Annotated in this window: 10 protein-coding genes and 2 tRNA genes; all 12 read right to left on the bottom strand. The window is 65.5% G+C overall.

Annotated features, from left to right (window positions below):
- Positions 1-38: 38 nt before the first annotated feature.
- Complete coding sequence (locus tag WCE59_RS11855; protein WP_343258978.1) at positions 39-701, bottom strand: 4'-phosphopantetheinyl transferase family protein; 663 nt, start codon at positions 699-701, stop codon at positions 39-41.
- Positions 702-854: 153 nt separating this feature from the next.
- Positions 855-1658, bottom strand: coding sequence for an EcsC family protein (locus WCE59_RS11850; protein ID WP_449284161.1), 804 nt, complete (start codon positions 1656-1658; stop codon positions 855-857).
- A gap of 123 nt (positions 1659-1781) precedes the next feature.
- A tRNA-Arg gene (locus WCE59_RS11845) sits at positions 1782-1858 on the bottom strand.
- An 84-nt stretch (positions 1859-1942) separates the two neighbouring features.
- Positions 1943-2035 (bottom strand) — tRNA-Ser (locus WCE59_RS11840).
- A gap of 79 nt (positions 2036-2114) precedes the next feature.
- A complete protein-coding gene (csrA, locus tag WCE59_RS11835) occupies positions 2115-2315 on the bottom strand; it encodes a carbon storage regulator CsrA (RefSeq protein WP_343258977.1) in 201 nt (66 codons plus the stop codon).
- 146 nt (positions 2316-2461) lie between these two features.
- Complete coding sequence (alaS, locus tag WCE59_RS11830; RefSeq protein WP_449284160.1) at positions 2462-5095, bottom strand: alanine--tRNA ligase; 2634 nt, start codon at positions 5093-5095, stop codon at positions 2462-2464.
- 145 nt (positions 5096-5240) lie between these two features.
- A complete protein-coding gene (locus WCE59_RS11825) occupies positions 5241-5741 on the bottom strand; it encodes a regulatory protein RecX (protein ID WP_343258975.1) in 501 nt (166 codons plus the stop codon).
- Between the two features lie 76 nt (positions 5742-5817).
- Positions 5818-6894, bottom strand: a complete 1077-nt coding sequence (recA, locus tag WCE59_RS11820) for a recombinase RecA (protein WP_343258974.1) — start codon at positions 6892-6894, stop codon at positions 5818-5820.
- A gap of 187 nt (positions 6895-7081) precedes the next feature.
- Positions 7082-7756 (bottom strand): transcriptional repressor LexA, encoded by a 675-nt coding sequence (gene lexA, locus WCE59_RS11815; protein ID WP_343258973.1) that lies wholly within the window; start codon positions 7754-7756, stop codon positions 7082-7084.
- Between the two features lie 55 nt (positions 7757-7811).
- Positions 7812-9497: an ABC1 kinase family protein gene (locus WCE59_RS11810; protein WP_343258972.1), complete on the bottom strand. Its 1686-nt coding sequence runs from the start codon at positions 9495-9497 to the stop codon at positions 7812-7814.
- Between the two features lie 40 nt (positions 9498-9537).
- Entirely contained in the window at positions 9538-10035 is a 498-nt protein-coding gene (locus WCE59_RS11805) for a CinA family protein (RefSeq protein ID WP_343258971.1), read from the bottom strand.
- A 123-nt stretch (positions 10036-10158) separates the two neighbouring features.
- A complete protein-coding gene (locus WCE59_RS11800; RefSeq protein ID WP_343258970.1) occupies positions 10159-12762 on the bottom strand; it encodes a TonB-dependent receptor in 2604 nt (867 codons plus the stop codon).
- Positions 12763-12926: the final 164 nt, after the last annotated feature.

Genomic DNA, 12926 nt, shown 5'->3' with positions numbered 1-12926 from the left:
TGCCCCATACAATTGGGTCCCCACTGAGACTCAACGGGCTAAGCCTGGCGCAGCGGCCAGCCCGGGCTTACCGCGGCACATTCCACGGCTGCTTCCGGCGATGCGGCTACCGCCGCCACCCAGTCCTGTCCCAGCTCCAGCGCCTGCAGCCGGATCAGATCCGGACCGGACCGTCGCAGCGGCAGAACCTTGTTGGCAGGCGCGCGAAACGTGTGCATTTCCCGCGCCATGCCTGTCCCTGCCGCCTTCAGCAGCGCTTCCTTGCGGACCCACAGTTCAAGCAGTGCCCGGGAGCTCATGGCAGGCGACAGCCGACTGAAGGCAGCCATTTCCTCCGGGTGCGCCACCCGGTCGGCAATCTCGGGCATCACGCCGGCGCGGCCGGCAGGCTCAATATCCACCCCGACCGGGCCGGCCGTGGACACCGCCACGGCAAACCCGCCCCCCGAATGACTGAGACTGGTGCTGATGCCGGTGCCGGGCACGCGCGGGCAGCCCAACGCATCGCGCACGAGCGGCGCCGTGACCGGTTCAATATCCAGGCATGTCGCGATCACCAGCCGGTGGATTGCATAGCAGAGCGTCAGCTCGTCGCGCTCATGCGGGTTGCGCCGCCGCTGCACACGGGCCATGTCGGCCGGGTCCAGCAGCGCCGCAGCAGCGGCCAGCCAGGCCAGCCATTCGCGCGTGAGAAACAGCATGACCTGGACCCCATGCGGAGATCCGATCCTCAAGCCCGTCCGCAGCAGCCCCGAGCGGAACGCTTCACCCAGGCCCACGCTTGCGTCGCCACCGTCCATGACATCCGATTACGTAATCGGCCTGCCACCCCGGACACCGCAGCGCAATGCGCCTCAGACCAACGCGTCGTAGGCCTCACGCACGGCGATCGCACCGTGACTGCGCTCCAGCGCCCGGACGATGAAGTGCCCTTCGGCCATTTTCTGGAAATGGCGCATGAAGAGCGTATTGAGGGTGGCCCCGCTGACCGCGCCAATAATGGGCACCGCCTGCGCCGCCACCTTCTGGCTCACGTTCACCGAGAATCGCGACCCTACCGACGCCAGCAGCTGCACGATTGCGGGACCGGTGTTGTTCACCACCCCATGCACCGCGATGTATTCGGCCGCAGCCGCCACCTGCTGCGCCAGCACCGCGCGGGCAGCAAAGTAGCCGGACTCCGTGCCGTCGTCGGACGCACTGCGCCCGCCCATGGTCAGCACCTCGAAGCACGCCAGAGTGGCCGCAGGATCATCCAGGTCTTCCCCGTGGCTGCGGGCGATGTCGGCAATCGATCGCAGGATCATCGTCGTGGTCACCGGCAGCTCGACCGCCAGCCCCGCCAGACCGAACGCCCCACCCGCCGCGCCGGTGGCAGCCGCCATCCAGGCGTGGGTGCGCGTGCGCGCCGGCGCATGCAGCTCACCACGGCGCAGGGTCGCGGTGGCCACGCGCAGCGACTGCTCCAGCGACCTCCGCGTCGCGGTGTTGATCAGGCGGGTCACCGATGCCGGAAGGCGCCGGGCCAACACATACTCCATTGGCGCGCCAACCACGTTGGCCAGCTGCGCGGCGAGGCCGGGATTCTCAAGAATGTCCCGGGCCCGCTTCAGCGCTTCGAGCTCGCCGTCACCCAGGGTAAGGGTCATCTGGTTCATGGCTGCAGAATACTGTCCGCTGCGTGAAGCTGCGCTGGATTCAGTGCTCATGGTGCAGCTGATTGCTCTCGCGCCCAAAAGAAAAAGGGCCAACGGAGATAATCCGTTGGCCCTTTCGTTGTATGGCGCGCCCGGAAGGATTCGAACCTCCGACCCCCAAGTTCGTAGCCTGGTGCTCTATCCAGCTGAGCTACGGGCGCTTTGTGCAGAAGCGGAATTATGAAACGTCTTGGCGCTTTCGTCAACGCCGTTTCAGTAAAACCTTTTCCGTGAAGCTTTGAAACTGGCGGAGAGTGAGGGATTCGAACCCTCGATAGAGCTATAAACCCTATACTCCCTTAGCAGGGGAGCCCCTTCAGCCACTCGGGCAACTCTCCGAAACGATCCCTGCGCACTGCAATCTCAGTGAGCAGGCGCAGGATATTACCGGGTCAGCCGCTGCACGGCAAACCTTTTTCAGGATTCGGGGTCCGATGGGGCTTCGCCACCTGCTTCGTCCCGCTGGATCCGCTGGTAGATCTCCTCGCGATGGACGGCAACGTCCTTCGGCGCGGTGATCCCGATCCGGACCTGGTTCCCCTTGACGCCCAGAACGGTGACCGTGACGGTGTCACCGATCATCAGTGTTTCTCCCACGCGCCGCGTCAAAATCAACATAGAACTCTCCAAGGACTGATGGCAGGACCCACCAGCAACCGCGCCAGGCAATCCTGCCGTGACGCAGTCTGCAGTATCAGTGAACGACAAAGGGCAATGATACCGGTCGCGCCCCGTCGGAAGATAGGCAAAAAGTAACGCTCGGCCTACTGGAGACGCTCTTTTACCCACTCGTTCACTTGCGAGAGGGCATTGACCAGCTCTGCCCCGTCCGGCCCGCCGCCCTGGGCCAGATCAGGCCGCCCGCCACCCTTGCCGCCGATCTGTCCAGCCACGTGTTTCAACAGGTCGCCGGCCTTGATACGGCCGCTGGCCTTCCCGCCTACTCCGGCGATCAGCGAGGCCTTGCCGTCACTGACGCCGGCCAGGATCACCACCGCGTCCTTGAGCCGGTCCTTGAGCTGATCGACTGAATCGCGCAGCGCCTTGGCATCCAGTCCCTCAAGACGCGCGGCCAGTACCTTGACCCCATCGATGTCGGTCGCACCGGCGGCAAGTTCCGCAGTCACGCCGGTTGCTGCCTTCGCCTTGTGTGCGGCCAGTTCGCGCTCAAGCTTCTTCTGCCGATCCAGCAGGCTCCGCAGCTTGTCACCCACTTCGCCCACGGTGCCTCCCAGCAGGCCGGCAGCCTGCTGGAGCTGCTGTTCGCCAGCCGTCACCTGGTCGAGCGCCGCCTGCCCGGTCAGCGCCTCCACGCGGCGCACCCCGGCGGATACGCCGCCCTCCGACACCAGCTTGAACAAACCGATGTCACCGGTGCGCCCCACGTGCGTGCCGCCGCACAGTTCGACTGACCCGCCCATCTGCACAACCCGCACGCGTTCGCCGTACTTTTCACCGAACAGGGCAATGGCGCCGGCATCCATGGCCTCCTGCATGCCCATCTCGGCGATGACGACAGCATGGTTGGCACGGATCTCCTCGTTCACCTGGCGCTCGACTTCCGCCAGCTCCTCAGCCGTGACCGGATTGAAGTGTGAGAAGTCGAAGCGCAGCCGGTCAGGCGCCACCAGCGAGCCCTTCTGGGCCACGTGCGTGCCCAGCAGGCCGCGCAGCGCGCCGTGCAGCAGGTGGGTGGCGCTGTGATTGAGCACGATGCTCGCCCGGCGCGTCGCGTCAATGCCGCCCGACAGCGCCTGCCCAACGTGCAGGGTGCCGCTTTGCAGGCGACCGAAGTGACCGTGGAACTGACCAGCCAGCTTGCGCGTGTCGTCCACCTGGAAGCTGGCTGTCCCGTCCAGCAGCTCACCGGTATCACCCACCTGCCCGCCCGACTCGGCGTAGAACGGGGTGCGGGCCAGAATCACGATGGCCTCGTCACCGGCCTTGATCGCATCCACCGGGCGGCCGTCGTGCAGCAATGCCAGCACCTGCAGGCCATCGGCCTGGACCTGGTCATAGCCGAGGAATTCCGTGGGCTGCAGCTGCGCCACCAGTTCGGCCGGCAACACCGTGCCGCCGCCGAACCGGCCCGCCGCACGCGCGGTCTCGCGCTGCTTGGCCATGGCTGCTTCGAAACCCGCCAGGTCCACTTCCAGACCACGCTCGCGGGCGATGTCCTGGGTGAGATCCAGCGGAAAACCGTAGGTGTCGTAGAGACGGAAGGCATCCGCGCCCGGGATACGGCCACCGCTGCGCTCGGCGACTTCATCGAAGATGCGCATGCCGGCGTCCAGAGTTTCGGCGAAGCGTTCTTCTTCCGCCTTGAGCGCCCTCTCGACCGTGGCAAGCTGCGCCCGCAGCTCGGGATAGGCCACGCCCATCAGCTCATCGAGGGTCGCCGCCAGCCGATGGAAAAACGGCTCGCGCACGCCGAGCATCCAGCCATGACGCAGCGCCCGGCGGATGATCCGGCGCAGCACGTAGCCGCGCCCTTCGTTGGACGGCAGCACGCCATCAACGATCAGAAACGCGCTGGCGCGGATGTGGTCGGCAATGACCCGCAGCGACTTGTTGTCCAGGTCCGCAGTGCCGGTCAATTCGGCAGTCCGCCCGATGAGGGTCTGGAACAGGTCGATTTCGTAGTTGCTGTGCGCGCCCTGCAGCACCGCGGCGATGCGCTCAAGGCCCATGCCGGTGTCCACGCAAGGCGCCGGCAGCGGCTGCAGGCTGCCGTCGGGCTGGCGGTCGAACTGCATGAACACCAGGTTCCAGATCTCGATGAAGCGGTCGCCATCTTCGTCAGGCGACCCGGGCGGACCGCCGGGGATGTGCGGGCCGTGATCGAAGAAGATCTCGCTGCTCGGACCGCAGGGCCCGGTATCGGCCATCTGCCAGAAATTGTCCGACGCCCAGGGACCACCCAGGTTGTCGCCGATGCGGATGATCCGCTCGGGCGGCAGGCCGATCTCGTCACGCCAGATGGCGTAGGCCTCCTCATCGGTGTGATAGACGGTGGCCAGCAGGCGCTCTGGCGGCAGCTTCCACACCGTGGTCAGCAGTTCCCACGCCCAGACAATCGCATCGCGCTTGAAGTAATCACCGAACGACCAGTTGCCCAGCATTTCGAAGAACGTGTGGTGACGGGCGGTGTAGCCGACCGCATCCAGGTCGTTATGCTTGCCGCCGGCACGCAGGCAGCGCTGCACATCGGCAGCGCGCACGTAGCCAGGCTTCTCTGCGCCCAGGAACACGTCCTTGAACTGGACCATGCCCGAGTTGGTGAACAGCAGCGTGGGATCGTTGCCAGGAACCAGCGGCGCGGAAGGCACGATGGTATGACCGCGTTCGCGGAAGAAATCGAGGAATTCCTGGCGGATATCGGAGGTGGTTTTCATCATGGAGTCGGCAGATGTGAATGGGGCGCCCGTGCGGCGCCCGACCGATACCAGATGCGGCCAGGACGCGGAGCTGACGACCCGAAACGACTAGGTTAACAGGAGCGCGTGCGGCTGGCCCCCATCCCCGGACCCCATTCCGCCCGACTCAGTCGTCAGGACTGAAACCCGTGCACCGGCGGGCGGTTTCCACATCGAATCCGCGCCGCAGCAGGAATTCGGCCGCCTTGAGCCGACGCGCCCGATCGGCATCTTCCAACGAGCCATAGCGTCGCTCGATCAGGTTCCTGGCTTTGCCCTGCCAGTCGTCTTCGCCGTCCTCGGCCAGCATCTCGAATGCCGCATCGGCCGCGCCCGCATCCAGCTGGTGCATTTCAAGCTCCTGGCGGATCCGCAGCGGACCATAGCCGGTACCGGCACGGCTGCGGGCCAGGCTCACCGCGAAGCGGGTGTCATCCTGCCAGCCTTCGCTGCGCATGCGTTCAATCGCCTCGGCAGCCTCCTCCACGCCCACGCCGCGGGCCTGGAGTTTACGTTCAAGCTCGCGGCGCGAATGTTCGCGGCGCACCAGCAGGCTGAGGGCCCGCTGGGCCGGGGTGGGTTCGGGCCTGCGACGGCGCCGCTTGCCGCGCTCGTCAGCCTCGCTCATTACCCCCTCCTGTCAACCGGCCGGCATTGCGCCGGCCGACCAGGGTCATCAATGGACAGGGCTGACCGGACAAAACTCAGGCCTTGGCCTCTTTGGTCTCTTTGGCCCCTTTGGCCTCTTTCTTCGGCGCCGCTTCGTCTTCCTTCGCCTCGACGACCGGCTGGGGCATCAGCCGCTCGCGGATCTGTGCTTCCAGGCGGGCGGCGAGTTCGGGATTGTCCTTCAGGTACTGACGGGCATTTTCCTTGCCCTGGCCAATGCGCTCTTCACCGTAGCTGTACCAGGCACCCGACCTTTCAACCAGCTTTTCGTTCACGCCCAAGTCGATCAGCTCGCCTTCGCGGCTGATGCCCTGACCGTACAGGATCTCGGTAATGACCTGCTTGAACGGAGGAGCCATCTTGTTCTTGACCACCCGGATACGGGTCTGGTTGCCGATGACCTCATCGCCCTTCTTGATCGCACCAATGCGGCGGATATCCAGTCGCACCGAGGCGTAGAACTTGAGCGCATTGCCACCGGAAGTCACCTCGGGGCTCTGGCCCGGCATCATCATGCCGATCTTGTGACGCAGCTGGTTGATGAAGAACACCATGCAGTTGCTGCGCTTGATGTTGCCGGTGAGCTTGCGCAGCGCCTGGCTCATCAGCCGCGCCTGCAACCCGGGGAGCTGGTCGCCCATCTCGCCTTCGATCTCGGCCTTGGGCGTGAGCGCGGCGACCGAGTCGATCACCACGATGTCCACGGCGTTCGAACGCACCAGCATGTCGGCGATCTCCAGCGCCTGTTCGCCGGTGTCGGGCTGCGAGAGCAGCAGGTCGTCAACGTTGACACCCAGCTTGGCTGCATAGCCGGGATCAAGCGCATGCTCGGCGTCGATGAAGGCGGCAGTGCCGCCCTGCTTCTGGCATTCGGCGATGGTCTGCAGGGTCAACGTGGTCTTGCCGGACGACTCCGGTCCGTAGATCTCCACCACCCGGCCCTTGGGCAAGCCGCCAATCCCCAATGCCATATCAAGCTGCAGGGAACCGGTTGGAATCGCTTCGAACGTCTGCTGGATGCCGTCGCCCATGCGCATGACCGAGCCCTTGCCGAACTGCTTTTCGATCTGGCCCAGGGCGGCTGACAGCGCGCGTTTCTTGTTCTCGTCCATTTTGGTGTTCCTCTGCAATGATGTTGATCCGGTTGATGGTCAATCTATCTGGGGCGGGTCGCACAGGCTGCGACCACGAATTGATGTTGGGCAATGTGCCGGCCTGCTACGAGCCGGGAACGCCGCTGCACCGGGTAGGGAAAGGCCCCGCCACGTACCGGAGAAACAGAGCCGGCACCGGGCCGGTTCACCGGTTCGGCCTGACCAGCCCGCAGTACAGGCCCTCTATTGCGAAGTCCTGGTCCGGCAGCACCTCGATCGGCGCGTGATCCGGATTGCGCGGCAACAGCCGCACCCGGTTGCTGCCGAGCTTGAGCAGTTTGACGGTGATTTCCTCGTCGATCCGCGCTACCACGATCTGGCCGGAGTGGGCATCACCGGTACGGTGCACGCCAATGAGGTCGCCATCGAAGATGCCTTCATCGCGCATCGAATCGCCCTTGACCTTGAGCAGGTAGTCCGGCGAAGGCGAAAACAGCACGCGGTCCAGGATCAGGTAATCGTCCGCTTCCAGGGCGGTGAACGAATCCGGCGCGCCAGGGCTGATGGGCCGGCCTGCAGCCACCTCACCCAGCACCGGCAGGCGTAGCGCGTTGTCGTCGGCGGGCGGCGGGGCGCTTCCCAGATCAAAGCTGCCCTGCGGCTGCTCCGGCGTGACCAGCAAGCGGATGCCGCGGGCGCGGCCCGGAATGCGCTCGATCGCCCCGGCGGCCTCCAGAGCCTCCAGATGGTACTGCGCCGCGCGCACGCCGCTGAAGCCGAAGGCGCGGGCAATTTCGGTCTGCGAGGGCGGCATGCCTTCGGCCTCGATGCGCTCGGCGATCAGGGCAAGAACATTCCGCTGGGTTTCGGTGATCTGCATGCGGGTAGTAATACTACTAACCACAGGGATCGTCAACGAAAATCCGCCGGGCCGCTCAGCGGTGCCGCCCGCTGCGCCAGATGGAAAACACGATCCAGACGCCGCTTAGCGCGGCCCCCAGAAACCCGAGCACGCCCATGGCCATCAGCGCCCGATTGGACGCGCCGCTGGCAACGCTGTTCATCACAATCGAAGAGCCCACGATCAGCGCCGCGGTGATCACGCCCACCGTAAGCCGATTGGCGGCGCTGTTGACCTGGTCGCCGAAGGCCTTGAGTGAGGTGATCTCGATCTGCGCCCGCAGGCGCCCACGCCGCGCCGCCTGCAGCAGTCGACGCAGGTCGCGCGGCAGGGAGCCCACAAGATCCATCGCCCCGGAGACCGTACGACGTCCGCGACGGGCCAGCGCAGCCGGCGAATAGCGCTGCAGCAGCGCGCGCTCCAGATAGGGCTGGGCCTCGGCGGCCATGTCGAAGTCCGGATCCAGCTGCCGGCCCAGGCCTTCCAGCGTGAGGAAAGCCTTGATCATCAGCGCCAGGTCCGGCGGCAGCGACAGCTTGTTGCGCCTGAGCATGGCGGCCACGTCCAGCAGCATCGCCCCCATCCGCAGCTCTTTCAGCGGCACCCCGCGGTACTGATCGACGAAGGCGTCCACATCGGTCTGCAGGCGGCCTTCTTCGACATCGCCATCGCCGTCGCCCCACTCGAGCATGATGTCAGCCACGGATTCGGAATCCTGCGACACCATCCCGTACAGCAGCTGCGCCACCTGCTGCCGGCGGCGCTCACCCACCCGTCCGACCATGCCGAAATCGATCACGCCGATACGGCCGTCATCCAGGTAGAAAATATTGCCCGGGTGCGGATCGGCGTGGAACAGGCCGTCCTCGAGCACCATCTTCAGCACGATCCCGGCACCGCGGCGCGCCAGTTCATGACGGTCCAGCCCCAGCGCATCCACTGCGGCCAGATCCGTGCCCGGGATTCCGGACATGAACTCCTGCACGTTCAGCCGTTCGCAGGTCCACTGCCAGTGGATGGCGGGAATGGCGATGCGATCGTCGCCGGTGAAATTCCCGGCAATCCTTTCGGCATTGCGGCACTCGGCGGCGAAGTCCAGTTCGGTCCGCAGCGAAGTGCCGAACTGGTGAACGATATCGGTCGGGCGGTAACGGCGCAGGTCCGGGGCGCGGGCTTCGATGATCTCCGCCAGACGCGCAAGCAATCGCAGGTCGGCCTCGACCTGTTCGCGGATGCCCGGGCGGCGCACCTTCAACACCACCGCGCGTCCATCACCCAGCCACGCCCGGTGGGCCTGGGCCAGCGACCCGGCCGCAAACGCCACCTGCTCGATGCGCGCGAACACCTGGTCCGGCTCGTCTCCGAGGTCTTCCACCAGCTGCGGACGGATCTCCTGCCACGACAGTGCGGGGACGGCGTTCTGCAGCTTGCTGAGCTCGTTGATCCACTCCGGCGGCAGCAGGTCCACCCGCGTGGCCAGCACCTGGCCGAGCTTGACGAAGGTGGGGCCGAGTTCCTGCAGCGCGTGACGCAAACGCTCGGCGGGCTCCATCCGTGGCCGTTCGTCAGCATGGCCCCAATGCAGCAGGCGCCCTGCCCGCTCGAGCGCACCGGACAGGCCGATCCGCTGCACGAATTCGCCGAAGCCGTAGCGGATCAGGGCCGATGCAATCTCCTGCAGCCGGCCCAGGTCACGGACGGTGCCCAGCGTTTCCCACATCAGCCTGCTCCTGCGCGTGTCGGCGCGGGTGCGCGGGCACTCACAGCAGCTTGTCCAGGCCCTGGAGTGCCACCAGTACGGTCTGGCGCCGGACCGCGTCGCGATCGCCGGGGAAGTGGAACAGTTCGGCGTGGGTGTACCCGGCCCGACGCTTCCAGGCGATCCATACGGTTCCCACCGGCTTGTCTTCAGTGCCGCCGCCCGGCCCGGCAATACCGGTCACCGCCACGGCGACGGTTGCGCCGGAATTCACCAGCGCGCCGGACACCATTTCCACCGCCGTCTCGCGGCTGACCGCACCGTGCTCTTCCAGCGTTCCCGGCTGCACGCCCAGCATCGCCTGCTTGGCCTCGTAGCTGTAGGCCACCAGCCCGCAGTCAAACCACTCCGATGAGCCGGGAATGTCGGTCATGGTTTTCGCGATCCAGCCGCCGGTGCAGCTCTCCGCGGTGACCAGCATGTGGTGTTCTGTGCGCAGCCGTTCGCCCAGCTTGCTGGCCAGCTCATGCAAAACAAGGTCGTCCGGGGCCTGGTCCATCGCTGTGCTGCTCAGTGGGGGTGTGCGGTGATTGTCGCATTCCCGCGCGCCACACGGAAAAGCCCGCGCATCCGGGGATGCGCGGGCTTTTTGGCTCAGTACGTCCTGATCAATATGCTCCGATCAGTAGCGGAAGCGCACGGTCATGCCGTAGGTGCGCGGTGCGCCAAGGTAGGTGTTCCACGACTGCGCCTGGATCGGCGCATCGATGCCCACCTGCTTGTAGGTCTCGTCGGTGAGGTTCTGGCCCCAGAACTCGACCATCCAGCCCCGGTCCTGGCGACCGAAGCCCAGGCGGGCGTTGAGCAGCGTATAGGCGTCCTGCTCCTTCTGCGGATCCAGGTCCGAACCGGTGTTGTAGTCGGACATGTACTTGGCGCCGATGTTGAAGCGGCCCAGCAGGTTGGAGCCAATGTCCCACTCATAGGTGACCGACGCGTTGCCGGACCACTCGGGCGCAAAGCTCATCTGGTTGCCCGGCAGCAGGGCCAGGTCGGCATCGGGCATCAGGTCGTTGCCGTACTCGGTCTTCGCATAGGTCAGACCACCCTGCACCATCAACCCTTCCACGCCCGGCTGCCACAGCACGTCCATGTCCACACCGGTGGAAGTCACCTTGGGGATCGAGCGCACCACGAAGGCCGTGCCGAGGAAGCTGTTGAGCTGGAAGTCTTCGTACTCCTGGTGGAACAGCGCCGCGTTGAACAGCAGGTTGCCGTCGGCCCAGGTGGTCTTCATGCCCAGCTCGTAGCTGTCCACAAACTCACCCGGGAAGTAGGTGTCGTCCTGCGGAGCCACGCCAACCTGCACCCGGTCCAGGTTGAACCCGCCGCCCTTGTACCCACGCGCTGCGGAGACGTAGCCCATCACATCATCGGAGAAGTCGTAGGCCACCTTCAGCGTGCCCGACCATTCCTTTTCGGTCCGCTCCTGGCGGGTCTCACGACCGTTGTGGAGCACGTTGGCCCACGGCAGGCACATGAAGCCGGCCACCTGCTGGATCGCCGGCTGCAGCTGCGGCAGCATCTGCGCCATCAGCTGCTGCTGCAGCGCCGGCGGCAGGTTGGCGAAGCCGTCCACGCGCCCGATCATCGCCCCGCCCACTGCAGCGGCCGGATCGGACAGGGTGATGCCACAGGCCGCGCTGCCGTTGGGGTTGGCGAAGGATGAATCGAGGGTCTTCTTCTCGTGGGTGTAGCGCAGGCCCAGGGTGATATCCAGGTCATCGCTGACGTGGAAGGTGTTGTTGGTGAAGATCGCCGTGCTCTTGGCGTTCTGCGCGTACCGGTCGTGCGCACCGACACCGGTGAAGTTGCTGCCGAACGGCAGACCGGTGACCTCCGATACGAAGGTCGCCGGGTTGGCGGTGTTGACGCTCAGCCCCAGCGGACCGACCGCCTGCTGCAACCCGGCCACCGCCTGTGACAGACCGGCCAGCACCTGGCTGCCCACCAGCGTGGACAGATACGGCTCGTAGGCAGCACCCATGTGATAGGAGTCGTTGCGGGCCAGGTCTTCATCGGAATAAAACACGCCCACCATCCAGTCGACGCGATCGGTCGAGCCGGTCATGCGCAGTTCCTGGCTGAAGGTGTCGAACGCGACCAGCGAGTAGTCCTCGTCCGCTGGCCGGAACATGATGTCGGCCGCGCTGTAGTCGAAGTCGATGCTGGTGATCGCATCCCAGGTGCGCGCCGCGGTGATTGAGGTCAGCGTGGCGTTGTTCGCCCACGGTGTGGTCCAGTTGATCTCGGCCGAGACGCCCTTGTCCTTCAGGTCCTGCTCGGACGTGCGGTTGGCGTAGGCCAGGCGCTGGTCCAGGTCCGGCACCGGAATGATGCCCTCCCCTCCGGGAGTGAGCGCATCAATGATGTCCGCGGTCGGGCCGCGATGGGTGGTCAGGCTGACGCAGCAGCTTTCCTCACGGCTGGCGTAATCACCGGCGAGGTTGATGCTCAGGTCCGCGGTGGGCTCGAACAGCAGCTGCATGCGCATCGCGTGGTAGTTCTGGTCCGCATCATCGGTCTGGGTACGCGGACCGTTGGCGGTGAACACATTGTCGACACCGTCGCGCTTGCGCTTGGTTGCATAGATGCGGAAGGCGGCGTTTTCACCCAGGGCATCGTTGTACGAGCCCCCCACACCCATCAGCCCGTAGTTGCCCACGGTCACCTCGCCCTCGGCTTCCTGGGTGTAGCTGGGCTTGCGGGTGACCACGTTGATCACGCCGGCCGAGGTGTTCTTGCCGAACACCGTGCCCTGCGGTCCCTTGAGCACCTCGATGCGCTCAAGCTCGCCCAGGTCACCGAAACCCACGCTGTTGCGGGCCCGGTACACGCCGTCGATCACCACGCCCACGGACGATTCAAGACCCGGGTTGTCGCCCACCGTGCCGATGCCGCGGATGCGGGCAGTGGTCTGCGCTGCGGACTGGGTGCTGGTGACGGTCAGGCCTGGCACCAGCACCTGCATATCCTTGATGTCGCGCACACCGGTATCAACCAGCAGCTGCTCAGGCAGCACGTTGATCACGATCGGCACGTCCTGCAATGCTTCTTCGCGCTTCTGCGCGGTCACCACCATGGTTGCCAGGGTGGCGGGTTCCTCGCGGTCGCTGGTCGCAGGCTGGGTGTCCTGCGCCTGCGCAACGGGGGCGTGGGACAGGGCAACCAGGCCGGCCAGAACGGCCGCAGCCAGCAGATTGCGTTGCGGTTGAATCGATTGCATGGATGACATCCCCCAAAAACCGGTTGATCAAGTCGACAAGACGGTGGAGCGGGCAAGATTGCCCGCAACTGTTGTCGGCTTCGGTCCCGGTGGGGGGCGTGACCTGTGCCTTGCGGAAAAGCTAGCACACTTCCAAACGCAAGCGTATGGGAGCGATGCGCAGA

The sequence above is a fragment of the Luteimonas qiangzhengi genome (assembly GCF_039548515.1).
In the GTDB taxonomy this organism is placed as follows: Bacteria; Pseudomonadota; Gammaproteobacteria; order Xanthomonadales; family Xanthomonadaceae; genus Luteimonas.
This window is presented reverse-complemented; position numbering and strand designations above follow the sequence as displayed.